Genomic DNA, 25,498 nt, shown 5'->3' with positions numbered 1-25,498 from the left:
TTCCGTTAAATCGTCCCGAATACCAGTAAAAGCAGACAAGCAAACACGGGAACAGCCGCTGTCAGGCTGTCAATGCGATCCAGTATCCCGCCATGCCCTGGAATCAGGTGTCCGCTGTCCTTAATCCCTGCTTCTCGCTTGAACATACTTTCGGTTAAATCACCGAGTACCGAGGCCAGCGCGGCAAAAATCGAACACACCAGCAGTATTGACGGTGCAATGTCCAGATTCGCCCAGACGCCATAGCCCCAGGAGATAATCGCTGCCGTAAACAGGCCGCCGATGAATCCTTGCCAGGTTTTACCAGGCGACACCTTCGGAGCCAGTTTATGTTTGCCAAACAGTTTACCAAACATATAGGCCCCAGAGTCAGCCCCCCAGACCAGAATCATCACATAAAGCAGCCAAATCGCACCGCTGTAGTGGTTTTCGTCGTAGTGCCAGGCGCGCAGAGCCACCATGCCCCAGAAAAAAGGCACAATGGTAAGAAGACCAAATATAAGGCGCAGCACTTTTGAATTGCGCCATAACGCCGCGGAGCCTGGATAAAAAAGCACCAAAACAAGGGCGGCGATCCACCAGGCCAACGATACCCACAGGGACCCGGCAACCAGTGGTTGGTGAATATCATGGTGATATTCCGGCAAGGTAAACAGCATCAGGGCCAGGATCAAGCCACAGAGTACCGCCAGCCATACCCGCTGACTGCGCGACGTAAAGCCGCTAAACTGTCCCCATTCCCACGCGGCCAGCATACACACCACCAGCGTGACAATAGCAAATCCCACCGGGGGCAGTAAAAACAGCGCCGCAATGACAATGGGTATTAATACAAAAGCGGAAATCAGGCGATACTTCAGCAAAAGCTACCCCCATCAGGCTTTGTCGCCACCAGGCTCGGTGCCGCCGAAACGACGCTCTCGATTGGCAAAGGCATGCAGCGCACCTTCAAAGTCTTGTTCATCAAAATCGGGCCAAAGCACATCCGTAAAGTAAAGTTCGGCATAGGCAATTTGCCACAGCAAAAAGTTACTTATGCGATGTTCTCCCCCTGTCCTAATTACCAAATCCACAGGTGCCAGTTCATTCATGCAGATTTGCTTGCTCAGCGCGTCTTCATCAATTTGGTCGGGTCTCAACAACCCTTCCTGAACCTGTTCGGCCAGGTGCCGAACTCCCTGGATAATATCCCAGCGTCCACCGTAATTCGCCGCGATATTCAGCGTCAGACCCGTGTTATTTTCAGTCAGCGCTTCTGCTTTACGAATCCGTTCCTGCAAACGTGAGTTAAAACGACTGGTTTCGCCAATGACACGCAGGCGCACATTGTGGCGGTGCAGGCTTTTTACTTCGCTGTCGAGCGCCCACACAAACAGTTCCATCAACGCAGTCACTTCCTGCGCAGGTCGATTCCAGTTTTCACTGCTAAAAGCATAGAGCGTTAACGCATCAATGCCGTTATTGGCGGCAAAAGAGACGGCGCGGCGAACAGATTTCGCCCCAGCTTTATGCCCAAAGGCTCGTATCTTCCCTTGTCTTTTCGCCCAGCGGCCATTGCCATCCATGATGATTGCTACATGACGGCAGCCATGAGCTGGCAAGTTTTCGCTTATTGGTTGATTCGCAGACAACATAACGCGTTTTTAGTCCCTGAAAAGGATTTAACGGTACTCAGGAATACTGAAGCCTATACGTAAAAAAGCCGTGTCAAACCACGGCTTACCTGACCACTTAAAGTCAAATACCTGCGATCAGGTGGCGCAGACTATATCACCGAAGCCCAACGCTAACAAATAGCACGACGACTAGTGCTTGCTTTATCACCAGCTTGCGAGACGTGTCACCTGTTTGCGCGCAATAATACGAGCCTGCTCATCTACCGCCAGCACCTCTTCCACGCTTTGAGGTTCGCGCAGATCCATCAACTCCAGTACCGACAAATTCAGCATAGCGATATCGGTGAAACGGATCTGCTGATTCAGAAATGCTTCAACGGTAATTTCATTGGCTGCATTGAGTGCCGTCGTCGCCGCCTGCCCCTGGTCAAAGGCATTCATTGCAAGCTTAAGACACGGATAACGATCGTAGTCAGGTTCACTGAACGTCAGAGAACTCAGCTCGCAAAAATCGAGTGGCTTCACGCCAGATTTCACGCGTTCAGGCCATGCCATTGCATGTGCAATTGGCGTACGCATATCCGGCTCTCCCAGCTGTGCCAGCACGCTGCCGTCCTGATAGCGCACCATCGAGTGAATCACCGATTGCGGGTGGATCAGCACTTCCATCTGTTTCGCCGACGCGTTAAACAGCCAGCGAGCTTCAATGTATTCCAGACCTTTGTTCATCATAGTGGCAGAGTCAACGGAGATCTTACGCCCCATTGACCAGTTCGGATGACGGCACGCCTGATCCGGCGTCATTGCGCTCAGTTCAGACAGTGGCGTTTCACGGAACGGGCCACCAGACCCGGTAAGCAAAATCGATACAACCCCATTCTGCTCCAGGTCAGCGTACCCCAGGTTCTGCTGAAAAGGTTGCGGTAAACTCTGAAAAATGGCGTTGTGCTCGCTGTCGACCGGCAAAAGACGTGCTCCGCGCTGCTTAACCGCCTCCATAAACAGACGTCCGCAGGTTACCAGCGACTCTTTATTCGCCAGCAGAACATCTTTACCGGCATCGATGGCGGCCAGCGTCGGCAGCAACCCGGCCGCGCCAACAATGGCGGCCATCACCTGATCGACCTCATCCAGCGCGGCCATCTCACAGGCAGCCTGCTGCCCGCTCAGAACCTCAGTACGACTGCCCTTCTCTTGCAGAGCGGCTTTCAGCTGGCGGGCGCTCTCTTCGTCATCCATTACCGCATAGCGGGGCGTAAACTCCAGACACTGCTCGACCATTCGCTGCACATTCTTCCCGGCCACCAGTGCTGTCACGGTGTAAAGCGCAGGGTTGTGGCGTACAACGTCGAGAGTGCTGCAACCGATAGATCCGGTTGAGCCAAGGAGAGTTAAATGCTTCATGAGATGCCCGAAAAAAGTTAGACCAGATAAAAGCAAAACGCCGCCAGCAAGACCCGAAGTCCCTCTGAACGGCGTTTATCAGTGTAAGACAGAAATCAGAACTGCATCAGTTCCGCTTCTTTATCTGCCAGCGCCGCATCAATTTTCTTGATGGCAGCGTCAGTCATTTTCTGAATGTCGTCCTGTGAACGACGATCGTCATCTTCACTGATCTCTTTTTCTTTCAGCAGCGCTTTCACTTTATCGTTAGCGTCGCGACGGACGTTACGCACGGAAACACGACCCTGCTCAGCTTCGCCACGCACGACTTTGATCAGGTCTTTACGACGCTCTTCGGTCAGCGGAGGCAGTGGAACACGGATATCAGCACCCGCAGAGCTTGGGTTCAGACCGAGGTCAGATGCCATGATCGCTTTCTCAACTGCCGGGCCCATAGAGCGATCGAACACGTTGATTTTCAGCGTGCGGGTATCTTCTACGGTCACGCTCGCCAGCTGGCGCAGAGGGGTAGGCGTACCGTAGTACTCTACGATGATGCCATCCAGCAGGCTTGGAGAAGCACGGCCAGTACGGATTTTGCTGATTTGGGTTTTGAACGCTTCTACGCATTTTTCCATGCGTACTTCAGCATCTTTTCTGATGTCGTTAATCACGTTACGAATCCTTGAAAACTTGTCTCAGGCAGACTATCCGCCAGCACAGTGCTACAGGTGTGCTAAGTATAGTCGCGTTTAATTCATGACAACGCCAATGGCGCGTCCGGGTAAGATACCACTTCAAAATAAAGCGGAATCTTACCTGTATTTATCGCCGACGGAAATTATTCCGTGATCAATGTGCCTTCTTTTTCGCCCATGACCACGCGGCGCAGTGCGCCAGGCTTATTCATGTTGAAGACACGGATTGGCAGTTTGTGGTCGCGAGCCAGCGTGAAGGCGGCAAGATCCATTACTTTCAGCTCCTTTTCCAGCACTTCGCTGTAGGACAGCTGATCGTACATGGTGGCAGAGGGATCTTTTGCCGGGTCGGCGGTAAACACGCCATCCACTTTGGTTGCTTTCAGCACCACATCGGCTTCGATTTCGATACCGCGCAGGCAGGCAGCGGAATCGGTTGTAAAGAACGGGTTACCCGTACCGGCGGAGAGGATCACCACGCGGTTGTTGCGCAGCAGGCTGATCGCTTCTGCCCAGCTGTAGTTATCGCAAACGCCATTCAAAGGAATAGCGGACATCAGGCGGGCATTCACATAGGCACGATGCAACGCATCACGCATTGCCAGACCGTTCATCACGGTTGCCAGCATACCCATATGGTCGCCCACAACGCGGTTCATCCCCGCTTTCGCCAGACCAGCACCACGGAAAAGGTTGCCACCGCCAATGACCACGCCGACCTGAATACCCAGTTCGACAAGTTCTTTGATCTCCTGTGCCATGCGGTCGAGAATGCTTGCGTCAATACCGAAGCCTTCCGATCCCTGCAGCGCTTCGCCACTCAGCTTAAGCAGAATGCGTTTGTACACGGGTTTTGCATTGGTAGCCATGTTTCTTTCCTGAGACTGTCAACGATTAAGATGGGGGTTAATTCTGGCGACATAGTAAGTCGCATACCAGCACAGCGATACGGGATCCTGTCTGATTTTCGTCTGACGGGTGACAAAAAGAAGCCGCCCTCAGGCGGCTCCTTTTTCATAATTAAGACTGCTTGGACATTGCAGCAACTTCTGCTGCGAAGTCAGTCTCAACTTTCTCGATGCCTTCGCCCACTTCGAAGCGGATGAAGCCAGTTACGTCAGCGTTGTGCTCTTTCAGCAGCTGAGCAACGGATTTGCTTGGATCCATAACGAAAGGCTGGCCAGTCAGAGAAACTTCGCCGGTGAATTTCTTCATGCGGCCTTCAACCATTTTCTCTGCGATTTCTTTTGGCTTACCAGACTGCATCGCGATGTCCAGCTGAACCTGGTACTCTTTCTCTACCACTTCAGCAGACACGTCTTCTGGTTTAACGAATTCTGGTTTGCTTGCAGCGATGTGCATTGCCAGCTGTTTAACCAGCTCTTCGTCAGCGCCTTTAGCCGCAACCAGAACACCGATACGCGCACCGTGCTGGTAAGAACCCAGAACGTCGCCTTCCAGGGACGCTACGCGACGGATGTTGATGTTCTCACCGATTTTAGCAACCAGCGCAACACGTTCTTCTTCGAACTGTGCTTTCAGAACTTCAACGTCAGTGATTTTGCCAGCAACAGCTGCGTCCAGAACTTTGTTAGCAAATGCCTGGAAACCACCATCTTTAGCAACGAAGTCAGTCTGGCAGTTAACTTCCAGAATGATGCCGTAGTTGCCGTCGATTTTAGTGATGATCACGCCGTCAGCAGCAACGTTGCCTGCTTTTTTAGCTGCTTTGATCGCACCGGATTTACGCATGTTTTCGATTGCCAGCTCGATGTCGCCGTTCGCTTCAGTCAGCGCTTTTTTGCAATCCATCATGCCTGCGCCAGTACGCTCGCGCAGCTCTTTTACCAGGGATGCGGTAATTTCAGCCATTCTTAAATCCTCGGGAGATGTGAACTGCCCGGCCTGCGGCCAAACAGTATAAATTGAAAAAAGGGGCCGATAATGGGCCCCTATTCATACACGGTACTAATAAGGGGTGAAACCTTATTATTCAGCTTCTACGAAGCTTTCTTCCGCCTGAGAAGCCAGATCCTGGGAACGGCCTTCACGAACGGTAGCAGCTACAGCGCTCAGGTACAGGCTAACAGCACGGATTGCGTCGTCGTTACCCGGGATAACGAAGTCAACACCGTCCGGATCGGAGTTGGTATCAACGATAGCGAATACCGGGATACCCAGGTTGTTAGCTTCTTTGATTGCGATGTGCTCGTGGTCTGCATCGATTACGAACAGCGCGTCTGGCAGGCCGCCCATATCTTTGATACCGCCCAGGCTGTTTTCCAGCTTGTCCAGCTCACGAGTGCGCATCAGCGCTTCTTTCTTAGTCAGCTTGTCGAAAGTACCGTCCTGAGACTGGGTTTCCAGATCTTTCAGGCGCTTGATGGACTGACGAACAGTTTTCCAGTTGGTCAGCATGCCGCCCAACCAGCGATGGTTCACGAAGAACTGGTCGCAGCTGTTAGCAGCATCTTTCACAGCTTCGCTTGCAGCGCGCTTAGTACCAACGAACAGAATCTTACCTTTACGGGAAGCGATCTTGTTCAGCTCAGCCAGGGCTTCGTTGAACATTGGTACAGTTTTCTCAAGGTTGATGATGTGAACTTTGTTACGCGCGCCGAAGATGAAAGGCTTCATTTTCGGGTTCCAGTAACGGGTCTGGTGACCGAAGTGAACACCAGCCTTGAGCATGTCGCGCATGGAAACAGTTGCCATGTTTAAAACCTCTATATTGAAAGTTGGGGTTATGCCTCCACGTATCCCATATTACCGACCCCGAAGGGCACCCCGGAATATGTGCCGATACGTGTGTGTTGTTACACAAAGTGAGATATATCGCTCCCGTCCAGCCTGTGTATCTGAGATGGATCGGAGGTCCGGCGCGCTTTATACCACAAATCACGACCAGAAACCAATAATTGTTGGCGTAGTGTGCTGTTAATGATTCTCAATTTGGCACGGGGTGCGCCTGACTGATACCATTGACGGTACTTAGACTAGTATTGTCGAAAAAATCGACACCGATGGACAGATTACATGGCTATCTCTATTAAGACCCCTGAAGAAATTGAAAAGATGCGCGTCGCTGGTCGTCTGGCCGCGGAAGTGCTGGAAATGATCGAGCCGTTCGTGAAACCGGGCGTCAGCACCGGCGAACTGGACCGCATCTGTAACGACTATATCGTTAACGAGCAGCACGCGGTCTCCGCCTGCCTCGGCTACCACGGTTTCCCGAAATCCGTCTGCATTTCTATAAATGAAGTGGTGTGCCACGGTATTCCGGATGACGAAAAACTGCTGAAAGATGGCGACATCGTCAACATCGACGTCACCGTCATTAAAGATGATTACCACGGTGACACCTCGAAGATGTTTATCGTGGGCAAGCCAACCATCCTGGGCGAGCGCCTGTGTAAAGTGACGCAGGAGAGCCTCTACCTGGCGCTGAAGATGGTGAAACCGGGCATTCGTCTGCGCACCATTGGTGCCGCTATCCAGAAGTTTGTCGAAGCGGAAGGTTTCTCCGTGGTTCGCGAATATTGTGGCCACGGCATTGGCCGCGTCTTCCACGAAGAGCCGCAGGTTCTGCACTACGATGCGGATGACGGCGGCGTGGTGCTGCAAAAAGGGATGACCTTCACCATCGAGCCGATGGTCAACGCGGGTGACTACCGTATCCGTACCATGAAAGATGGCTGGACGGTGAAAACCAAAGACAGAAGCTTGTCTGCACAGTACGAGCATACTATTGTGGTAACAGACAACGGCTGCGAAATTATGACGTTGCGCAAGGATGACACCATCCCGGCAATACTGACGCACGATGAATGATAAAAAAGCCGGCAAATGCCGGCTTTTTTAATGGCGATAGCTTTTTCTTATGGGTGGCGCACGATGAGTAATCTATTACCCGAACAGTATGCTAACACTGCACTTCCCACCCTTCCCGACCAGCCCGATAACCCGGGCGTCTGGCCGCAGCATGAGCTGAGCTGTGCCGGCATCAAAGCCCATATGGATGTCTTCCAGCGCTGGCTGGGAAGCGCGTTTGATGCGGGCATTTCCGCCGAACAGCTCATTGAAGCGCGCACCGAATTTATTGACCAGCTTCTGCAACGCCTGTGGATTGAGTACGGGTTCGGGCAGGTCAGCGACGTGGCGCTGGTTGCCGTCGGGGGCTATGGCCGCGGTGAGCTGCATCCGCTTTCCGATATTGACCTGCTGATCTTAAGCCGCAAAAAGCTGCCGGACGAACAGGCGCAGAAGATTGGCGAATTGCTGACGCTGCTCTGGGATGTGAAGCTGGAAGTCGGCCACAGCGTACGCACCCTGGAAGAGTGCCTGCTGGAGGGGCTATCGGATCTGACCGTTGCCACCAACCTGATTGAAACCCGCCTGCTGATCGGCGACGTCGCGCTGTTCCTGGAACTGCAAAAACACATATTCAGCGACGGCTTCTGGCCATCAGAAAAGTTCTTCGCCGCTAAGGTCGAGGAACAAAATCAACGCCACCAGCGCTATCACGGCACAAGCTATAACCTTGAACCGGATATCAAAAGCAGCCCCGGCGGCCTGCGCGATATCCACACATTACAGTGGGTAGCCCGTCGCCACTTTGGCGCCACCTCGCTGGATGAAATGGTGGGTTTTGGCTTTTTAACCGAGGCCGAGCGAAACGAGCTCAACGAGTGTCTGCATCTACTGTGGCGCATTCGTTTTGCCCTCCATCTTGAACTTAATCGCTACGATAACCGTCTGTTGTTCGACCGCCAGCTCAGCGTGGCCCAGCGCCTTCACTACAGCGGTGAGGGTAACGAACCGGTTGAGCACATGATGAAGGATTTCTTCCGCGTGACCCGACGCGTTACCGAACTCAACCAGATGCTATTGCAGCTGTTCGACGAAGCTATTCTGGCGCTGACGGCCGACGAAAAACCGCGCCCCATTGATGACGAGTTTCAGCTACGCGGTACGCTTATCGATCTGCGTGACGAAACGCTGTTTATGCGCGAGCCGGAAGCGATCCTGCGGATGTTCTACACCATGGTCCGCAACAGCACGATCACCGGGATCTACTCCACCACCCTGCGCCATTTGCGCCATGCGCGCCGCCATCTGACGCAGCCGCTGTGCTATATCCCGGAAGCGCGTTCGCTGTTCCTGAGCATGCTCCGCCATCCGGGCGCCGTCAGTCGCGGACTGCTGCCAATGCACCGTCACAGCGTACTGTGGGCCTATATGCCGCAATGGTCGCACATTGTCGGGCAGATGCAGTTCGATCTGTTCCATGCCTATACGGTGGATGAACACACGATCCGCGTCATGCTCAAGCTGGAAAGTTTTGCGAAAGAAGAGACGCGCTCCCGCCACCCGCTGTGCGTTGAGCTGTGGCCACGGCTGACCCATCCGGAGCTGATCCTGATTGCCGCCCTGTTCCACGATATCGCCAAAGGCCGCGGCGGTGACCACTCGGTGCTCGGCGCGCAGGACGTGCTGAAATTTGCCGAACTGCACGGTCTGAACTCACGTGAAACACAGCTGGTGGCCTGGCTGGTGCGCCATCACCTGCTGATGTCGGTCACCGCACAGCGTCGTGACATTCAGGATCCTGAAGTAATAAAGCAGTTTGCAGAAGAGGTACAAACAGAAAACCGTCTGCGCTATCTGGTCTGCCTGACGGTGGCCGATATCTGCGCCACCAACGAAACGCTGTGGAACAGCTGGAAGCAGAGCCTGCTGCGTGAACTGTACTTTGCGACCGAAAAACAGCTGCGCCGCGGAATGCAAAACACGCCGGACATGCGCGAGCGCGTGCGCCATCATCAGCTGCAGGCTCTGGCCCTGCTGCGGATGGACAACATTGATGAAGAGGCGTTGCATCAGATTTGGGCCCGCTGTCGTGCCAACTACTTTGTCCGTCACAGTCCAAACCAGCTCGCCTGGCATGCGCGGCATCTGCTGCAGCATGATTTGTCGCAGCCGATGATCCTGCTCAGCCCGCAGGCGACGCGCGGTGGTACCGAGATCTTTATCTGGAGCCCGGACCGCCCTTATCTGTTTGCTGCGGTATGCGCTGAACTGGACAGACGAAACCTGAGCGTGCACGACGCGCAGATTTTCACCACCCGGGACGGCATGGCGATGGACACCTTTATTGTGCTGGAGCCAGACGGCAGCCCGCTGTCGTCGGATCGTCATGAGGGGATACGTTTTGGTCTGGAGCAGGCCATCACTCAGCGCAGCTGGCAGCCGCCGCAACCGCGTCGTCAGCCCGCGAAACTGCGCCACTTTACCGTCGATACCGAGGTCAATTTCCTGCCGACCCACACCGATCGTAAATCGTTCCTGGAGTTCATTGCCCTGGATCAGCCAGGTCTGCTCGCCCGCGTCGGCCAGGTCTTTGCCGATCTGGGAATTTCGCTTCACGGGGCCCGAATTACAACCATTGGCGAGCGAGTAGAAGATTTATTTATAATCGCAACAGCGGACCGGCGTGCCCTTAATAATGACCTGCAACTTGAAGTGCAACAACGGTTGACAGCAGCCCTCAATCCAAACGATAAAGGGTGACGTGTTTTTTAGTGAAATGGAAAGAGTAAACAATGCAGCAGTTACAGAACGTTATTGAGTCCGCTTTTGAGCGTCGCGCCGAGATTACCCCGGCAAATGTGGATACCGTTACCCGCGAAGCGGTTAACCAGGTGATTTCTCTGCTGGATTCCGGCGCGCTGCGTGTAGCAGAAAAAATCGATGGTCAGTGGGTCACTCATCAATGGCTGAAGAAAGCCGTGCTGCTCTCTTTCCGTATCAACGATAACCAGGTTATCGACGGAGCTGAAAGCCGCTACTTCGATAAAGTGCCAATGAAATTCGCTGATTACGACGAAGCGCGTTTCCAGAAAGAAGGCTTCCGCGTAGTGCCACCTGCAGCGGTGCGTCAGGGCGCGTTCATCGCCCGTAACACCGTACTGATGCCGTCCTACGTAAACATCGGTGCCTATGTAGACGAAGGCACCATGGTGGATACCTGGGCTACCGTGGGCTCCTGCGCGCAGATCGGTAAAAACGTTCACCTGTCCGGCGGCGTCGGCATCGGTGGCGTACTGGAACCCCTGCAGGCTAACCCAACCATCATCGAAGACAACTGCTTCATCGGCGCGCGCTCTGAAGTGGTAGAAGGCGTGATCGTTGAAGAAGGCTCAGTGATCTCTATGGGCGTTTACATCGGTCAGAGCACCCGTATTTATGACCGTGAAACCGGCGAAATCCATTACGGCCGTGTTCCGGCAGGCTCCGTGGTTGTTTCCGGCAACCTGCCGTCTAAAGATGGTAAGTACAGCCTGTACTGTGCGGTTATCGTGAAGAAAGTGGACGCGAAAACCCGCGGTAAAGTGGGCATCAACGAATTGCTGCGCACCATCGATTAATCGGATATAACAAAAAGCGGGGGCAACCCCGCTTTTTTCATATCTGAGGGTGGCGAAAATAGATTTTTTCGTTAATTATTCAAAGGTTATGTTGAGATCAAGGGTACCGCTATGTACGATAATCTGAAAAGTCTAGGCATTACCAATCCTGATGAAATTGATCGTTACAGCCTTCGCCAGGAAGCCAACAACGACATTTTAAAAATCTATTTTCACAAGGACAAAGGAGAGTTTTTCGCCAAGAGCGTGAAGTTTAAATATCCACGCCAGCGTAAGACCGTCGTCGCAGACGGTGTAGGACAGGGATACAAAGAGGTTCAGGAAATCAGCCCCAACCTGCGCTATGTGATCGATGAACTCGATCAGATCTGCCAGCGCGACCGTACCGAAGTCGATCTCAAGCGTAAGATCCTTGACGATCTGCGTCACCTTGAAAGCGTTGTGACTAATAAGATCAGCGAGATTGAAGCGGATCTTGAGAAATTAACGCGTAACAAATAAGTTGGGTGCGGCCTGATGCCCTCACCCCGGCCCTCTCCCACAGGGAGAGGGAGAAAACCATCATGTAGGCCGGGTAAGGCGAAGCCGCCACCCGGCAAACAGCATCATCGCTGTTCATCCAGCTGCAACGCCACATACAGCAGCAGTCTGTCGTCAAAACTTCCCAGATCCAGCCCTGTCAGCTCCGAAATCCGGTTGAGCCGATACTCCAGCGTGTTGCGGTGAATGAACAGCGCTTTCGACGTCGCCAGCGGCTGCACGTTATGCCGGAACCACGCCTGTAGCGTCCGGCGCAGCAGGCCATTGTTGTCCATCGCTTTCAGGCGCGCGAGCGGACGCGCCAGCTCATTGGCCTGCCAGCCACCGCGCAGGCTGTCGAGCAGTACCGGCAGCATCAGATCCTGATAAAAATAGCTGCGGCTTTCCGGCATTCGCTGTTTACCCACCATCATCGTGGTACGCGCCGTACGCCATGAGCGGGCGATACTGCCAGGCCCGGTAAAGTAATTCCCCAGGGCGACGCGAAAACGCAGCTGACCATTCTCTTTCATACGGGAAATTAACTGCTCCACACGACGACGGTGATCTTCCGCATCCCAGCGACCGAACGCGTTAAGCGCCGGCTTGAGCACCACCATTTCCGTCAGGGATACAATCGCCACCAGGTTGTCGCGCTCCGGCGTTGCCAGCGCGTTTTGTAGCTGCTGCAATTCAGCCATCGCGCTATCGACCCCCAGTTGGCCGCTATCCACCTCAATCACCGCCACGACGCGCGGTTGGTTCAGGTCAATACCCAGACGCTGCGCCCACTCGCTCAGCGCAGGCGTATGCTCCTCTGCCTGAATCAGGTTCATCACCAGCTCTTCGCGCAGACGGCTGTCCTGGGCCAGCAGGTGCATCAGGCGCGACTGCTCCAGCATCATCTCCGCCGTCATGCAGACCAGCTCGCCATATTTACGCAGTGATTCGGGTTCACCGGTCAGGCCTATTACGCCAACAATTTCCCCTTCAAGGCGCAGCGGTAAATTGATGCCCTGACGGACGCCGTGCAGGTGTTTCGCCACGGCATCATCGATATCCACGACCCGCCCCTGGGAAAGCACCAGCAGTGCACCTTCGTGCAATTCCCCAATACGCTCGCGATCGCCGCTGCCAATAATGCGCCCGCGGGCATCCATTACGTTGATATTGGTATCGATGATGCGCATGGTGCGCGCCACGATATCCTGCGCCATTTTGGTATCAAGATGCCAGCCAGCCATGTAACCCTCCTGTGAGCAGAGCTCAAGCATAGGGGAGTTCGGTTACGGTCGCATTGTGCGAATGCACAAAATCAGGCAGTGAAGTATGGACTTGTGGGAAGGGTCACAGAAACAAAAAAGCCCCTGCTTACATCACGCAGGGGCTTACGAGGATTATTGCATCAGGAGGTAGATAGAGGTATCACCACGCTGAATATTCAGCGCCAGCACGGATGGTTTGCTGTCGAGAATTTTACGCAGTTCAGCGATGTTTTTCACTGGCTGCTGGTTAGCACCCATGATCACATCACCTTTTTTCAGGCCGATACGGGCTGCCGGGGAATTCGCTTTCACGTTATTCACCACCACGCCTTTATCTGCACCTTTGTTGCTCATCTCCGCCCCTTCAATACCGCTGAAGATGGTGCTGGAATCAACCTGATTCTGGCTGCTCTGCTGCAGCTCCAGACTCACGTTAACCGCCTTACCGTCACGCAGCAGGCCGAGGGTAACTTTGCTGCCAATTGGCATTGAGCCCACTTCGGCACGCAGGGCGGCAAAGCTGCTGATCGGTTTACCGTTCAGGGAGGTGATCACATCCCCGGCTTTAATCCCCGCTTTTGCTGCGGAGGAGTTCGGCATAACCTGGCTCACGAACGCGCCGCGCTGGGCGTCAACTTTCATCGCTTTCGCCAGTTCAGAGTTCAGCTCGGTACCCATGATACCCAGCTCACCGCGTTTCACCTGGCCGTACTGCACCATCTGCGCGGTCAGGTTTTTCACCATATTACTTGGGATAGCAAAACCGATACCGATGTTGCCGCCGTCCGGCGCCAGGATGGCAGTGTTAATACCAATCAGCTCACCGTTCAGGTTCACCAGCGCACCGCCGGAGTTACCGCGGTTGATCGCCGCATCCGTCTGGATGAAGTTTTCATAGTTCTCCGCGTTCAGGCCGCTACGGCCCAGCGCTGAAACAATCCCCGATGTCACTGTTTCGCCCAGACCGAACGGGTTACCGATGGCCACGGTGTAGTCACCGACACGCAGCGCGTCGGAGTCGGCAATTTTAATCGCCGTCAGGTTTTTAGGATCCTGAATCTGGATCAGTGCGATATCAGAGCGTGGGTCCTTGCCCACCACTTTGGCGTCAAATTTACGCCCGTCGCTCAGCTGAACCTTAATGCTGTTGGCGTTATCCACCACGTGGTTGTTGGTAACGACATACCCTTTCGCGGCATCAATAATAACCCCCGAGCCAAGCGCCATGAATTTCTGCTGCTGGCCGCCGCCCTGGCCGTCATCCCCTGCGCCACCGCCCTGACAGAACGGAGAACTCTGGAATGGCGAACCGTCCTGGCAGAACGGCGAGTTATCGCCGAAGAACTGCTGGAAGTTACGCGGCATACGCGGCGTATTGACGGTCGTGCTGCCCTCAACGTTAATACTCACCACCGATGGCATCACTTTTTCGAGCATCGGTGCCAGGCTTGGCATCTGCTGCGCGGTTGCTGCCGATGACGCGGTCTCGGCTGCAGTAGCAGTCAGAGGAGACAGCGCTAAACCTAAACTCAGAGCCAGTGCACTCATTGCTAATGTGGTTTTTTTCATGTTTCTCAATCTCGATTTACAGATAACGCAAAATTGCTGTGTAACTCAGATTCGTTTTATACCGCTTAGTTCCGGCGATAAGTTTATGGAAAAAGTAAAAATTTATTGGTCGTCTTTACAAAACTCCGGGATTATTCCACCGCCATCAGCTTGCGGTACTCATCCCAGGCATACAAATCGGTCATTCCGCTGATATAGTCCTGGATGAGACGACAGCGATAATAATATTCGAGCACCGGCCACTGCGGTGAGTGGCGATCCAGTTTGCCGATGGCTTCAACGTAAGCCAGACGATGACGGGTAGAAAGTTTCTGATAAAGCCGGGACTCAATCGGTATTCGTCGCACGCGCTCTTGTTCCACCAGCTCGCTGAATTCATCGACCGACAATTGCAGCAGAGGGCGATATATTTCCAGTAAGCCGCTGATTACCCGGTATCCCTGCAGCTCTAACTGTTCAACATCCGGGTGGCTGAATACATGACGCATCGCGACATGTTTATATAACTCAAGCAACTGGCTGAAGCTACTGTCATCCTCCAGCAAGGCATGATTGAACTCGCCGCTAAAAATCATCGGCAAATTATCAATAAAGCGCGAGGCGGCGTAAGGCACCAGTTTATTTAATGTATTGACCCGCAAATACATAAAGAACTGATCTTCGGTGCTCCGGCTTAATGTATTTGCACGCGATTTTTCCCAGGCATTTTCAACCACCTGGGCAAACAGCGAACCTTTTTCATGTTTCCCCCATGCATCATAAAGATGCTGATAAAGCTCCTCGACGCTAAATATTCTTTTTTCAACCGCGTCTTCCAGGTCAGCAACGCAATAGGAGATGTCATCGGCGGCTTCCATAATCCACGTCAACGGGAAGCGGCCATTTGCAGTCAATGAAAGTTCTTTACGTAACCGCTCGATATAGGCCTCTTCGGAGAGGTAATAGCCCGGCTTTTTCATCAGATAGCTGTGCGAAGCGGGCGTTTCGCCCATCCACCAGGCGGGACGGGTATATTTGAGGATGCATCCCACCTGTGCCCAGGTCAGATTCATGCGCATCAGGGAGTGCACCAGCCGTATCCCCTGCGCATTGCCTTCAAAATGACAGAGATCCTGACGCACCTTACGACGCAGATCGTTTAGCCCGTCTTCGCCTTCACGCAGGCGTAAATCCCGCACCACGCAGCGGTCATCACTGAGCGGCTGGCTGACGGCATCCGACGGGAAGAGTCGCTGCCTGAACCAGTCGTTGATCGCCGCCTCGCCAAAGTGACCAAACGGCGGGTTGCCGATGTCGTGCATCAGGCAGGCCATCTCAACAATACTTTCAAAGGGCCCGGTCAACTCATCCAGACCGTAGGTTTCCAGCAAGCGCTGCTCTTTGAGACGGCTTAAAATCTCTTTGGCAATGTAGCGCCCCACCTGCTGAACTTCCATTGAGTGGGTAAGGCGTGTGCGCACGGCAGCGTTACGCTCAAGCGGAAACACCTGGGTCTTTTGCTGCAGACGACGAATGGCAGGCGAGTTAATGATCCGCCCGCGATCGCTTTCGAAGATACGCAGGATCTCATGTTCGCTCTTTTCACCCTGCGGCGAACGGAAACGTCGGTGCCAGTTAATTTTGGTGCGAAAATCGATCTGTGACATGTGCTCCCCCGCGTGAGAATGCGTTTCCCCTTAAGCGCATGATAGACTATGCATCTTAACAAGGCACATCGCGAGTAAATCTATGAAAATCGGCATTATTGGTGCAATGGAAGAAGAAGTTACGCTGCTGCGTGACAAAATTGAGAACCGTCAGACTCTCTCTCTGGGGGGTTGTGAGATCTATACCGGTCAACTGAACGGTGTTGACGTGGCTCTGCTGAAATCAGGCATCGGTAAGGTTGCTGCTGCGCTGGGCGCAACGCTGTTGCTTGAGCGCTGTAAGCCAGACGTGATCGTTAACACCGGCTCTGCAGGCGGTCTGGCACCGACCCTGAAAGTGGGTGATATCGTCGTCTCCGATGAAGCGCGTTACCACGATGCAGACGTTACCGCATTCGGCTACGAATACGGTCAGCTTCCAGGTTGCCCGGCCGGCTTTAAGGCCGACGATAAGCTGGTTGCGGCGGCAGAAGAGTGCATTGCTGAGCTGAACCTCAACGCCGTACGCGGCCTGATTGTGAGCGGTGATGCCTTCATCAATGGCTCCGTCGGCCTGGCAAAAATCCGTCACAACTTCCCGCAGGCTATCGCCGTTGAGATGGAAGCGACCGCGATTGCCCACGTTTGCCATAATTTCAACGTCCCGTTCGTGGTGGTCCGCGCCATCTCTGACGTGGCCGATCAGCAGTCTCATATCAGCTTCGACGAATTCCTGGTTGTCGCGGCAAAACAGTCCACCGTGATGGTGGAGAGCCTTGTGCAGAAACTGGCTCGTGGCTAAACATGCCATCAGGGCGCTGGTCGCCCTGCTTCTGCTCGCACCGGCCTGGCTCTGCGCCGCGCCGCGTGTGATTACCCTCTCCCCCGCTAACACCGAACTGGCGTTTGCCGCCGGTATCACCCCCGTTGGTGTAAGCAGCTTTTCCAATTACCCACCGCAGGCCACGCATATTGAACAGGTCGCAACCTGGCAAGGGATGAACCTTGAGCGCATCGTGGCGCTTAAGCCCGATCTCGTGCTCGCCTGGCGTGGCGGCAATGCAGAGCGGCAGGTTAATCAACTGACGTCGCTTGGGATCAAGGTCATGTGGGTGGATGCCGTGAGCATTGAGCAGGTCGCGCAGGCGTTACGCGCTCTGGCGCCCTACAGCCCAACCCCGGCCAAGGCCGAAGATGCGGCAAAACAACTGCTCAGCGACTATGCGGCACTCAAAGCAAAATACGATACCCCCGTTAAAAAGCGCATCTTTTTGCAGTTTGGCAGCCAGCCGCTGTTCACCACCGGAAAAGGCTCCATTCAGAATCAGGTCCTGGAAGTGTGCGGCGGAGAAAATATCTTTGCGGCCAGCCGGATACCGTGGCCTCAGGTCAGCCGGGAACAGGTTCTTGCTCGCCGACCACAGGCGATCGTTGTGGTCGGAAATGAGAGCGAGATTCCTAAAATTGAACAATTCTGGCAAAGCCAGCTAAAAATTCCGTTGATCCCTCTCACCAGCGACTGGTTTGAACGCGCCAGCCCGCGTATTATCCTCGCCGCAAAACAACTCTGTGCCGCACTGGCCGAGAGTCATTAACATAAGACCCCCTTCGAGGATTTAACGATGCTCGTTTATTGGCTGGATATTCTTGGCACAGCCGTTTTTGCTATCTCCGGCGTCCTGCTCGCCGGAAAGCTGCGCATGGATCCGTTTGGCGTGCTGGTGCTTGGCGTGGTGACCGCCGTAGGCGGTGGAACGATCCGCGATATGGCGCTGGATAATGGCCCGGTATTTTGGGTGAAAGATCCCACCGATCTGGTGGTGGCGATGGTCACCTGCCTGTTAACCATCGTGCTGGTTCGCCAGCCCCGCCGCTTACCAAAATGGATCCTCCCGGTGCTGGATGCCGTCGGGCTGGCTGTGTTTGTCGGCATTGGGGTGAATAAAGCCTTTAATGCGGGTACAGGGCCCATGGTTGCCATCTGCATGGGCGTGCTGACTGGCGTAGGCGGCGGGATTATTCGCGATATTCTGGCACGAGAAGTGCCGATGATCCTGCGTACCGAAATCTATGCTACGGCCTGCATTATTGGCGGGATTGTACACGCCACGGCGTACTATACCTTTGCGATACCGCTGGAAAATTCAGCCATGCTGGGAATGGTGGTGACGCTGGCGATACGTCTGGCGGCGATACGCTGGCACCTTAAATTGCCGACGTTCGCGCTGGATGAGAATGGAAGATAAACGCCAAACGGTAACCGCAAGGTTACCGTTTTTATTCTTTTCTCCCTCTCCCTGTGGGAGAGGGCCGGTGTGAGGGCATCAGCCCGCCCCCGCTTAAATACTGAACGAAGACCCACACCCGCAGGTGCTGGTGGCATTTGGGTTCGTCACCACAAAGCGTGAACCTTCCAGACCTTCTGTGTAATCTACCGAACCGCCCACCAGATATTGCAGGCTCATCGGGTCAACCACCAGCGCGACGCCCTGTTTCTCGATAGTCATATCGCCGTCGTTAACCTGGTCGTCAAAGGTAAAACCATACTGGAAGCCGCTGCAGCCGCCACCGGTAATATAGACACGCAGTTTCAGATCCGGATTGTCTTCGTCGGCAATCAGGGTTTTCACTTTGTTGGCTGCTGCTTCGGTAAACTCCAGCGGCAACGCTACGTCATCACTCATCTTATGCTCCCATGAATACTGCTACTGCAATTGGGTAAAATTCACCCAATTCTTTTTGTCATTATCTAATACCCTGGTAATTCATTCAAGTATTCTGCATTGCGGCCCGTTCTGCCTCCTGCTTCGCCAGGGTGCGTGCAAGAATGGTGGAGTATAGCGGTTTTCCACCCAGGAATTGGGCTAATAGTGTCGCGCCGAGACAGGTAATGATCATTGGCAAAATGAGCTGGTAATTATCCGTCATCTCCAGCACCAGCACGATGCCGGTGAGCGGCGCGCGCAGGGAGGCCGCCAGCAGCGCTCCCATCCCGGCAACGGCAAAGGTACCCGCATCCAGATGGTATGCCGGAAAACCGACCTCAGCGGCCATGCCAAAGGCAGTACCAAGCAGCGTTCCCAGCGCCAGCATCGGAGCAAAGATACCGCCAGGCGCACCGGAGGAAAAACAGAGCACCGTCGTGATGACGCGAGAAATAAACATAAACAGAAGCAGACCCACGCTGAAGTTGCCCGCAGCCGCAATCGGGATCAGCCCGAACCCGCCCCCCGCCGCGTTCGGTTCAATGAACCCCAGCACGCCGCACAGGCCGCCCAGCAGACCGCCCATCAACACCCACTTCGTGGTATTCCCGCCGTGGATGCGCTGGAACATATCCTGCATACGCAGAATAAAAGTGTTAAACAGCGGGCCGACAATGCCGAATATCATGCCGAGGATCAGGTACAGCCACAGCGTGTTGACCGGCGCATTGGTCAGTTTGCCCACTTCGATCACCGGGCTTTCGCCATTGAAAATGCGAAACACAATGCTCGACATGATCACACCGGTAAAGACCGCTTTGATCGAGATAAGGTTGTAACGGAACTGGGCGCGCATCTCTTCGATGATAAACAGGATCCCCGCCAGCGGCGCGTTAAACGCCGCCGAAAGCCCCGCTGCGGCACCTGTCGCCAGCAGCGTATGGCGCGCTTCCGCGCTGCGCATCCGGAACAGATCCCCCACCATGCGCCCGACGTTCCCGCCCAACTGCACGGTTGGCCCCTCTCGGCCCAGTACCATACCCGCACCAAGCGTTCCCATGCCGCCGATAAACTTCACCGGGATGACGCGCCACCAGCGCACCGGGCGCAGCTCTTCCAGCGCGCCTTCAATTTCAGGGATCCCGGAACCGCCCGCTTCCGGCGCAAATTTACGCACCAGAAAGTAACCCACCATGGCAAATAGCGCGGACAACCCGAACGCCCAGACCCAGACCAGCCATCCTTTGTCGGCGAAACCGGCCACCGTACCAATACGCCAGTTCAGCACCGCATTGACTGCCTTTTCAAAGGCGACCCCCGCCAGCCCGGCGAGCGTACCGACTACAGCGGCGGCCAGTAAAATTGCCAGCGGTGTCTTATCGCGGTTGAGCAAGCGCCGGATGCTGATCCGGTGTTGCGCGCGTCGGAACTGTTGTTCTTCAAAAGAGGGAGAGTCTGCTTTCATTACCATGTCTTTTCGTCATACAAATCGCCGCAGGGATTTTACCAGAGTGCGTCAGGTCGTCCCGTGAAAAATACTTAAAAATTGTTTAGCAATGAAAGGGGGCAAAAATTTCATTACCTTCCGCGGATCACTTAGAATAGTGTGCTTAATCATTTTATACGAACCAGGAACGACGCCATGAGCAAGTCTGAAAACCTCTACAGTGCAGCCCGCGAGCTTATCCCGGGCGGCGTGAACTCGCCTGTTCGCGCCTTTACCGGCGTAGGCGGAACGCCGCTGTTTATTGAACGTGCTGATGGCGCGTACCTGTTTGATGTCGACGGCAAGGCCTATATCGATTACGTCGGCTCCTGGGGCCCGATGGTGCTGGGTCACAACCACCCTGCCATCCGCAATGCGGTGATTGAAGCGGCCCAGCGCGGCCTGAGCTTCGGCGCGCCTACCGAGATGGAAGTCAAAATGGCGGAGCTGGTGACCGAGCTGGTGCCAACCATGGACATGGTGCGTATGGTGAACTCCGGTACCGAAGCCACCATGAGCGCTATTCGTCTGGCGCGCGGCTTTACCGGTCGCGACAAAATCATCAAATTTGAAGGCTGCTACCACGGCCATGCGGACTGCCTGCTGGTGAAAGCAGGTTCCGGCGCACTGACCCTTGGCCAGCCAAACTCCCCGGGCGTACCGGCTGATTTCGCGAAACACACCCTGACCTGCACCTATAACGATCTGAACACCGTTCGTGCGGCATTCGAGCAGTATCCACAGGAGATCGCCTGCATCATCGTTGAGCCGGTTGCGGGCAACATGAACTGCATTCCACCGCAGCCCGATTTCCTGCCGGGCCTGCGCGCCCTGTGCGATGAGTTTGGCGCGCTGCTGATTATCGACGAAGTGATGACCGGTTTCCGCGTTGCGCTCGCGGGTGCCCAGTCATATTATGGCGTAGAGCCGGATCTGACCTGTCTCGGCAAAATCATCGGCGGCGGTATGCCGGTGGGCGCGTTCGGGGGGCGCAAGGATGTGATGGAAGCCCTGGCACCAACGGGGCCGGTTTACCAGGCGGGTACGCTCTCCGGTAACCCGATTGCTATGGCGGCGGGCTTCGCCTGCCTGACAGAAGTCTCCCAGCCTGGCATTCACGAAACCCTGACTGAGCGCACGACGCAGCTGGCAAACGGTCTGCTGGAAGCGGCTGAAGAGGCGGGTATTCCGCTGGTGGTAAACCACGTGGGCGGGATGTTCGGGATCTTCTTCACGGAAGCCCAAGCCGTGACAAGCTATCAGGATGTGGTGAAGTGCGACGTTGAACGCTTCAAGCGTTTCTTCCACCTGATGCTGGAAGAAGGCGTCTACCTGGCACCGTCTGCTTTTGAAGCTGGCTTTATGTCCGTGGCGCACAGCGAAGAGGATATCAATAACACCATCGACGCGGCGCGTAAGGTGTTTGCGAAGTTGTAAGCACGTGCGGCGTGATGCCCTCACCCCGGCCCTCTCCCACAGGGAGAGGGAGCAAACCCTAAAACGTCAATCTTAGGATTGACGTTTACTTTTATTACCGACTCTGCTTTCTCAACAGATAAATAAAATACGGCGCGCCGATAAAGGTCGACAGCAAACCCGCCGGGATCTGATACGGGAACAGCACCATTCTTCCGCACCAGTCCGCCACCACCAGCATCACCCCGCCCGTCAGGGCAGACATCACGATATGCGGCATCGTCCGACGGAATCCCATCATTCTGGCGATATGCGGCGCCATCAACCCAACAAAACTCAGTGGACCAATGGTCATGGTGGCCGTGGCCGTCAGGCACGCCGCCAGCAGTAACAGCGCGACGCGCGTTGGCGTTAACGCCATGCCGACCGCACGTGCGGTTTCCCCCCCCAGCGGCAGGATCGTCATCCAGCGGCGGCACAGGGGCACAATCGCCAGCAGCACGATCATTACGATCCCGGAATGCACCACCTGACTACCGGTGGCGTTGTACGTTGAGCCGGAGATCCAGGTCAGGATCTTCGCCATCCGCGGATCGCCGCTCGCCTGCAGCATCATCAGCAGCATGGTAAAGGCGGTGCTGAGCGCCATCCCGGCCAGCAGCATCCGGTGAGGCGAAAACCCGCCGCGGCCTGACGCAATCAGAATGATCATCAGCGTCACCGCCGCCCCGATGCTTCCGGCAGGCATCAGCCAGCCAAAGGCATTTCCCGGCACAAGGAACAGCATCAGCACCACGCCAAACGCGGCTCCCGAACTGATCCCCAGCACTTCCGGGCTGGCCATCGGATTGCCGGTCAGGCGCTGGATAATACAGCCCGCGACCGCCAGCATCACCCCGGCAATCAACGCCGAGAGGATCCGCGGCCAGCGCCACTGCAGCAGTTCCTGGAGCAAATCGCCCGTTGCCCAGTGCCAACCCGTCGCATCGCGCCCGAAAGCAAGCGCCACAAACGAGACGATGATCAGCACCGCCAGCCCGGCGAGGCTGAACCACAGCACCGACTGACGCTCGGCATAAACTTTATCCCCCGCGTCCATCGCGGGAGCGCTCATACTGCGCAGACGTGGCAACAGCCACAGCAACAGCGGCGCGCCAACCAGTGCCGTTACCGACCCGGTAGAGACTTCCATCCAGACGCGCGCCAGCCAGAGAATGATTTGATCGGAAAGCCAGAGGATCAGCGCTCCAATTAGCGGGGCCAGCAGCAGTCGCGCCAGCAGGCGACGCGCACCGAGCATTTTTGCCAGCAGCGGGGCAAACAGTCCGATAAAGCCGATAATCCCAACTGCATTAACCAGCAATGCGCTGAGGACAATCGCCAGCGTCAGCGCCGCCAGACGCGCCAGGGAGAGCGCCAGCCCCAGATTGCGGGCTACACCGTCATCCAGCCCCATCAGCGTCAGCGGACGTAACAACAGCAGCGTCAACATGGCGCCGCCAACAAGCTGCGGCCACAGGCGCTGCACAATACTCCAGTCGGTCTGGGTCAGCGTGCCAGTACTCCACAGGAACATGCTTTGCAGCTGATCGTGATGAAACAGCACCAGCAGCTGGTTGATTGCCCCACAGTAGAGGCTCACCACCAGCCCTGCGAGGATCAGCGTCACTGGCGAGAGGCGTTTCCCCCACGCCACGCCGAAGACCAGCGCGCCTACCACGCACGCGCCCGCAAGCGCGGCAAACTGCGAGGTTAACGCGCCAGGCAGTGCCCACAGCGTGGTCACCGTGATCCCAAGCTGGGCACCGGTCGCGACGCCAAGCGTTGTAGGCTCGGCCAGCGGGTTACGCAAAACCTGCTGGAACAGGACGCCCACCAGCCCTAACCCGGCCCCGACCAGCAGCGAAATCGCCAGACGCGGCAGCAGGCTGTAGTGGAACAGCATTTGCTGAATATTATCGATATCCGGCGCAGCCAGGGCCGCGCCCCACTGCCCGCGCGGTAAGGCGGTCGAGAGGTTAAACCAGGTCAAAGCCAGCGCGGTCAGGAAAATCAGAGCCAGCAACAGCGCCGGGAAACGGGCAATACGCGTACTCATGCTTTTCCCCCCAGCGCGTTATCCAGCACCCGGGCGAAGTGCATGGCCGACAGCGTCGCGCCGTAGAACCAGACCGCCGGTGCACGCGTAAAGCGTTGCTCACGCACGAACGGCATCGCCTGCCACAGTGGTGTCGCCATCAGCGCCTGCATTTCACGCTCGTTGCCGTGATCGAAGCACAGCACGTCCACATCGCGGAACGCCGCCAGACGGTCGATACCGACGGCGGTGCTGCCCCAGAAGGTCATCTCCCCTTCCCAGGCATTAGGAATGCCAAAGCTATCGAGCACTTCCTGGAACAGACAGTTTTTGCCGAAGACCAGCATATGGCGCGCATCCAGCAGCGTCACCATCAGCAGCGGGCGGTCTCCGCGATGGGCAAAACGCGGCTTCAGGGCGTCAATCAGAGCATCAAACTCTGCGAAATGTTGTTTGGCTTCCGCCTCACGGTTGAGGAAATGCGCCATCTCGTTGATGGATTTTTTCGCCATCGTCAGCGGTTTTTTACCGTCACTGAAGGAGAACCCCCGCCCAGGCGCAATACGCGCCATTGTCTCTTCTGACGGGCCATAACCCGCGGACCAGAACAGAAATGACGGCTTCATCTGCGTCAGCAGCTCAAGATTAGGCTCCGTACGCAGACCAATATCAATGACCGAATCGGGTAGCGCCGGCTCGTTCACCCACAGCCGGTAGTTGGGAATATCGGCCACGCCATACGGCGTGACGCCCAGCGCCATCATCAGTTCAACAGGCAGCCATTCCAGCGCCACAATACGGTGCGGATCGACGGCAGCAGCCCGCGCGAGGTTCATCTTTAACAGCAGCGGTGAAAGTGCCATGGCCGTCAGCAGGCGACGGCGGCTCAACAAGGTAGAATTCAGCATCAGTAAACAAAGCTCACCGGAGCAGCCCCGCCAGGATGAGGCAGGATCCCCATAGGAATACCGTAGATGTGTTCCAGCGTTTCGCTCCGCATCAGTTCAGACGGCGAACCCTCGGCAATCATCTCCCCACCGCGAAGGGCGACAAGATAATCACAGTAGCGCGCCGCCATGTTGATATCGTGCAGCACCGCAATAACCGTCAGGCCACGCTGCTGGCTCAGGCGATGAACCAGCGCGAGAACATCAACCTGGTGAGCAATATCCAGTGCGGAAGTGGGTTCGTCGAGCAGCAGGCAGCGGCTGTCCTGCGCGACCAGCATCGCAATCCACGCGCGCTGACGTTCGCCCCCGGAAAGGCTGTCGACCAGACGGTGCGCCAGCGGCTTTAATCCCACCAGCGCAATCGCTTCTTCCACTTTCTCTCTGTCGGCGACACCGAAGCGCCCGAGTGCGCCATGCCACGGATAACGCCCGATTGCCACCAGCTCACGCACCGTCATCCCTTCTGCCTGAGGCAATTGCTGCGGCAGATAGGCGACTTTGCGCGCAAAGGCTTTACTGCTCCAGCTCTCCAGAGGCTGTTCGTCCAGCAAAATATCCCCTTCAGAAGGCGGCTGATGACGGCCCAGCATTTTAAGTAACGTCGATTTACCGGAACCATTGTGACCAATCAGGCCGGTAACTTTACCTGCGGGGAACGTCAACGAGAGCGGATGCAGCAAGGTGCGCCCGGGAACACGAAAGGAGAGTTGATTGAGCGTAAAGGTGGTATCGGATTGCGTTTTATTATCCTGCATATCAGCC

General features: G+C 55.5%; 23 protein-coding genes. 8 read left to right on the top strand and 15 right to left on the bottom strand.

Annotated elements, in window-relative coordinates:
- Positions 1 to 5: 5 nt before the first annotated feature.
- From cdsA to rpsB, 7 genes are all read right to left on the bottom strand, one after another.
- The gene (gene cdsA / locus EQV24_RS17855) at positions 6 to 863 is read right to left on the bottom strand and encodes a phosphatidate cytidylyltransferase (RefSeq protein WP_013095657.1); all 858 of its coding nucleotides are present in this window, start codon (positions 861 to 863) and stop codon (positions 6 to 8) included.
- A gap of 12 nt (positions 864 to 875) precedes the next feature.
- Positions 876 to 1,634 carry a (2E,6E)-farnesyl-diphosphate-specific ditrans,polycis-undecaprenyl-diphosphate synthase gene (ispU, locus tag EQV24_RS17850; RefSeq protein WP_028028110.1) on the bottom strand — a complete coding sequence of 253 codons (759 nt, stop codon included), beginning with the start codon at positions 1,632 to 1,634 and terminating at the stop codon, positions 876 to 878.
- Positions 1,635 to 1,820: 186 nt separating this feature from the next.
- Positions 1,821 to 3,020 (bottom strand): 1-deoxy-D-xylulose-5-phosphate reductoisomerase, encoded by a 1,200-nt coding sequence (gene ispC, locus EQV24_RS17845; RefSeq protein ID WP_061771600.1) that lies wholly within the window; start codon positions 3,018 to 3,020, stop codon positions 1,821 to 1,823.
- A gap of 95 nt (positions 3,021 to 3,115) precedes the next feature.
- The gene (frr, locus tag EQV24_RS17840; protein ID WP_008501909.1) at positions 3,116 to 3,673 is read right to left on the bottom strand and encodes a ribosome recycling factor; all 558 of its coding nucleotides are present in this window, start codon (positions 3,671 to 3,673) and stop codon (positions 3,116 to 3,118) included.
- Positions 3,674 to 3,840: 167 nt separating this feature from the next.
- Entirely contained in the window at positions 3,841 to 4,566 is a 726-nt protein-coding gene (pyrH, locus tag EQV24_RS17835) for a UMP kinase (protein ID WP_003856194.1), read from the bottom strand.
- A gap of 151 nt (positions 4,567 to 4,717) precedes the next feature.
- Positions 4,718 to 5,569, bottom strand: coding sequence for a translation elongation factor Ts (tsf, locus tag EQV24_RS17830; protein ID WP_008501911.1), 852 nt, complete (start codon positions 5,567 to 5,569; stop codon positions 4,718 to 4,720).
- 117 nt (positions 5,570 to 5,686) lie between these two features.
- Complete coding sequence (gene rpsB, locus EQV24_RS17825; protein ID WP_013095653.1) at positions 5,687 to 6,412, bottom strand: 30S ribosomal protein S2; 726 nt, start codon at positions 6,410 to 6,412, stop codon at positions 5,687 to 5,689.
- Between the two features lie 321 nt (positions 6,413 to 6,733).
- Here rpsB and map point away from each other — a divergent pair, with 321 nt between their 5' ends.
- The 4 genes from map to EQV24_RS17805 all read left to right on the top strand — a co-directional run bounded on the left by map (position 6,734) and on the right by EQV24_RS17805 (position 11,625).
- Complete coding sequence (map, locus tag EQV24_RS17820) at positions 6,734 to 7,528, top strand: type I methionyl aminopeptidase (RefSeq protein WP_013095652.1); 795 nt, start codon at positions 6,734 to 6,736, stop codon at positions 7,526 to 7,528.
- A 63-nt stretch (positions 7,529 to 7,591) separates the two neighbouring features.
- Positions 7,592 to 10,267 (top strand): bifunctional uridylyltransferase/uridylyl-removing protein GlnD, encoded by a 2,676-nt coding sequence (glnD, locus tag EQV24_RS17815; protein ID WP_130626894.1) that lies wholly within the window; start codon positions 7,592 to 7,594, stop codon positions 10,265 to 10,267.
- Positions 10,268 to 10,299: 32 nt separating this feature from the next.
- The gene (gene dapD / locus EQV24_RS17810) at positions 10,300 to 11,124 is read left to right on the top strand and encodes a 2,3,4,5-tetrahydropyridine-2,6-dicarboxylate N-succinyltransferase (protein ID WP_013095650.1); all 825 of its coding nucleotides are present in this window, start codon (positions 10,300 to 10,302) and stop codon (positions 11,122 to 11,124) included.
- Between the two features lie 111 nt (positions 11,125 to 11,235).
- Positions 11,236 to 11,625, top strand: coding sequence for a DUF3461 family protein (locus EQV24_RS17805; protein ID WP_008501916.1), 390 nt, complete (start codon positions 11,236 to 11,238; stop codon positions 11,623 to 11,625).
- A 104-nt stretch (positions 11,626 to 11,729) separates the two neighbouring features.
- Here EQV24_RS17805 and cdaR read toward each other — a convergent pair whose 3' ends face one another.
- From cdaR to dgt, 3 genes are all read right to left on the bottom strand, one after another.
- The gene (gene cdaR / locus EQV24_RS17800) at positions 11,730 to 12,887 is read right to left on the bottom strand and encodes a DNA-binding transcriptional regulator CdaR (protein ID WP_013095649.1); all 1,158 of its coding nucleotides are present in this window, start codon (positions 12,885 to 12,887) and stop codon (positions 11,730 to 11,732) included.
- Positions 12,888 to 13,040: 153 nt separating this feature from the next.
- Positions 13,041 to 14,477: a serine endoprotease DegP gene (degP, locus tag EQV24_RS17795; protein ID WP_013095648.1), complete on the bottom strand. Its 1,437-nt coding sequence runs from the start codon at positions 14,475 to 14,477 to the stop codon at positions 13,041 to 13,043.
- A gap of 131 nt (positions 14,478 to 14,608) precedes the next feature.
- Complete coding sequence (dgt, locus tag EQV24_RS17790; protein ID WP_013095647.1) at positions 14,609 to 16,123, bottom strand: dGTPase; 1,515 nt, start codon at positions 16,121 to 16,123, stop codon at positions 14,609 to 14,611.
- 82 nt (positions 16,124 to 16,205) lie between these two features.
- On the opposite strand from dgt, the gene mtnN reads away from it, so the two are divergent.
- From mtnN to EQV24_RS17775, 3 genes are read left to right on the top strand one after another with little or no spacing between them, the layout of a single operon-like run.
- Positions 16,206 to 16,904: a 5'-methylthioadenosine/S-adenosylhomocysteine nucleosidase gene (mtnN, locus tag EQV24_RS17785; RefSeq protein WP_013095646.1), complete on the top strand. Its 699-nt coding sequence runs from the start codon at positions 16,206 to 16,208 to the stop codon at positions 16,902 to 16,904.
- The gene (btuF, locus tag EQV24_RS17780; RefSeq protein ID WP_130626893.1) at positions 16,897 to 17,697 is read left to right on the top strand and encodes a vitamin B12 ABC transporter substrate-binding protein BtuF; all 801 of its coding nucleotides are present in this window, start codon (positions 16,897 to 16,899) and stop codon (positions 17,695 to 17,697) included. The genes mtnN and btuF overlap by 8 nt, the downstream gene beginning before the upstream one ends.
- Positions 17,698 to 17,724: 27 nt before the next feature.
- The gene (locus EQV24_RS17775) at positions 17,725 to 18,348 is read left to right on the top strand and encodes a TRIC cation channel family protein (protein WP_013095644.1); all 624 of its coding nucleotides are present in this window, start codon (positions 17,725 to 17,727) and stop codon (positions 18,346 to 18,348) included.
- Between the two features lie 93 nt (positions 18,349 to 18,441).
- On the opposite strand, the gene erpA is transcribed toward EQV24_RS17775, so the two are convergent.
- Positions 18,442 to 18,786 (bottom strand): iron-sulfur cluster insertion protein ErpA, encoded by a 345-nt coding sequence (erpA, locus tag EQV24_RS17770; RefSeq protein ID WP_013095643.1) that lies wholly within the window; start codon positions 18,784 to 18,786, stop codon positions 18,442 to 18,444.
- Between the two features lie 85 nt (positions 18,787 to 18,871).
- Positions 18,872 to 20,272: a H(+)/Cl(-) exchange transporter ClcA gene (clcA, locus tag EQV24_RS17765; protein WP_038418710.1), complete on the bottom strand. Its 1,401-nt coding sequence runs from the start codon at positions 20,270 to 20,272 to the stop codon at positions 18,872 to 18,874.
- Positions 20,273 to 20,449: 177 nt separating this feature from the next.
- On the opposite strand from clcA, the gene hemL reads away from it, so the two are divergent.
- Positions 20,450 to 21,730, top strand: coding sequence for a glutamate-1-semialdehyde 2,1-aminomutase (gene hemL / locus EQV24_RS17760; protein WP_061772297.1), 1,281 nt, complete (start codon positions 20,450 to 20,452; stop codon positions 21,728 to 21,730).
- A 94-nt stretch (positions 21,731 to 21,824) separates the two neighbouring features.
- On the opposite strand, the gene fhuB is transcribed toward hemL, so the two are convergent.
- From fhuB to fhuC, 3 genes are read right to left on the bottom strand one after another with little or no spacing between them, the layout of a single operon-like run.
- Positions 21,825 to 23,807, bottom strand: coding sequence for a Fe(3+)-hydroxamate ABC transporter permease FhuB (fhuB, locus tag EQV24_RS17755; RefSeq protein ID WP_013095640.1), 1,983 nt, complete (start codon positions 23,805 to 23,807; stop codon positions 21,825 to 21,827).
- Positions 23,804 to 24,694, bottom strand: a complete 891-nt coding sequence (gene fhuD / locus EQV24_RS17750; protein WP_058679361.1) for a Fe(3+)-hydroxamate ABC transporter substrate-binding protein FhuD — start codon at positions 24,692 to 24,694, stop codon at positions 23,804 to 23,806. The genes fhuB and fhuD overlap by 4 nt, the downstream gene beginning before the upstream one ends.
- On the bottom strand, positions 24,694 to 25,491 hold the full coding sequence (gene fhuC, locus EQV24_RS17745; protein WP_023620747.1) for a Fe3+-hydroxamate ABC transporter ATP-binding protein FhuC: 798 nt from the start codon (positions 25,489 to 25,491) through the stop codon (positions 24,694 to 24,696). Before fhuC ends, fhuD begins: the two co-directional genes overlap by 1 nt.
- Between the last annotated feature and the right edge of the window lie 7 nt (positions 25,492 to 25,498).

This window comes from Enterobacter sp. A8 (assembly GCF_004296595.1).
Taxonomy (GTDB): domain Bacteria; phylum Pseudomonadota; class Gammaproteobacteria; order Enterobacterales; family Enterobacteriaceae; genus Enterobacter; species Enterobacter cloacae.
The sequence above is the reverse complement of the archived record's forward strand: the minus strand, read 5'-3'. Positions and strand labels throughout refer to the sequence as shown.

What these genes read in the sequence shown, in the direction of transcription:
- EQV24_RS17775 (WP_013095644.1), top strand. Translation starts at nt 17,725, where the DNA reads ATGCTCGTTTATTGGCTGGATATTCTTGGCACAGCCGTTTTTGCTATC.
- mtnN (WP_013095646.1), top strand. Translation starts at nt 16,206, where the DNA reads ATGAAAATCGGCATTATTGGTGCAATGGAAGAAGAAGTTACGCTGCTG.
- clcA (WP_038418710.1), bottom strand. Translation starts at nt 20,272, where the DNA reads ATGAAAGCAGACTCTCCCTCTTTTGAAGAACAACAGTTCCGACGCGCG.
- hemL (WP_061772297.1), top strand. Translation starts at nt 20,450, where the DNA reads ATGAGCAAGTCTGAAAACCTCTACAGTGCAGCCCGCGAGCTTATCCCG.
- pyrH (WP_003856194.1), bottom strand. Translation starts at nt 4,566, where the DNA reads ATGGCTACCAATGCAAAACCCGTGTACAAACGCATTCTGCTTAAGCTG.
- fhuC (WP_023620747.1), bottom strand. Translation starts at nt 25,491, where the DNA reads ATGCAGGATAATAAAACGCAATCCGATACCACCTTTACGCTCAATCAA.
- cdaR (WP_013095649.1), bottom strand. Translation starts at nt 12,887, where the DNA reads ATGGCTGGCTGGCATCTTGATACCAAAATGGCGCAGGATATCGTGGCG.
- rpsB (WP_013095653.1), bottom strand. Translation starts at nt 6,412, where the DNA reads ATGGCAACTGTTTCCATGCGCGACATGCTCAAGGCTGGTGTTCACTTC.
- EQV24_RS17805 (WP_008501916.1), top strand. Translation starts at nt 11,236, where the DNA reads ATGTACGATAATCTGAAAAGTCTAGGCATTACCAATCCTGATGAAATT.
- dgt (WP_013095647.1), bottom strand. Translation starts at nt 16,123, where the DNA reads ATGTCACAGATCGATTTTCGCACCAAAATTAACTGGCACCGACGTTTC.
- ispU (WP_028028110.1), bottom strand. Translation starts at nt 1,634, where the DNA reads ATGTTGTCTGCGAATCAACCAATAAGCGAAAACTTGCCAGCTCATGGC.
- dapD (WP_013095650.1), top strand. Translation starts at nt 10,300, where the DNA reads ATGCAGCAGTTACAGAACGTTATTGAGTCCGCTTTTGAGCGTCGCGCC.
- fhuB (WP_013095640.1), bottom strand. Translation starts at nt 23,807, where the DNA reads ATGAGTACGCGTATTGCCCGTTTCCCGGCGCTGTTGCTGGCTCTGATT.
- glnD (WP_130626894.1), top strand. Translation starts at nt 7,592, where the DNA reads ATGAGTAATCTATTACCCGAACAGTATGCTAACACTGCACTTCCCACC.
- degP (WP_013095648.1), bottom strand. Translation starts at nt 14,477, where the DNA reads ATGAAAAAAACCACATTAGCAATGAGTGCACTGGCTCTGAGTTTAGGT.
- tsf (WP_008501911.1), bottom strand. Translation starts at nt 5,569, where the DNA reads ATGGCTGAAATTACCGCATCCCTGGTAAAAGAGCTGCGCGAGCGTACT.
- fhuD (WP_058679361.1), bottom strand. Translation starts at nt 24,694, where the DNA reads ATGCTGAATTCTACCTTGTTGAGCCGCCGTCGCCTGCTGACGGCCATG.
- ispC (WP_061771600.1), bottom strand. Translation starts at nt 3,020, where the DNA reads ATGAAGCATTTAACTCTCCTTGGCTCAACCGGATCTATCGGTTGCAGC.
- map (WP_013095652.1), top strand. Translation starts at nt 6,734, where the DNA reads ATGGCTATCTCTATTAAGACCCCTGAAGAAATTGAAAAGATGCGCGTC.
- erpA (WP_013095643.1), bottom strand. Translation starts at nt 18,786, where the DNA reads ATGAGTGATGACGTAGCGTTGCCGCTGGAGTTTACCGAAGCAGCAGCC.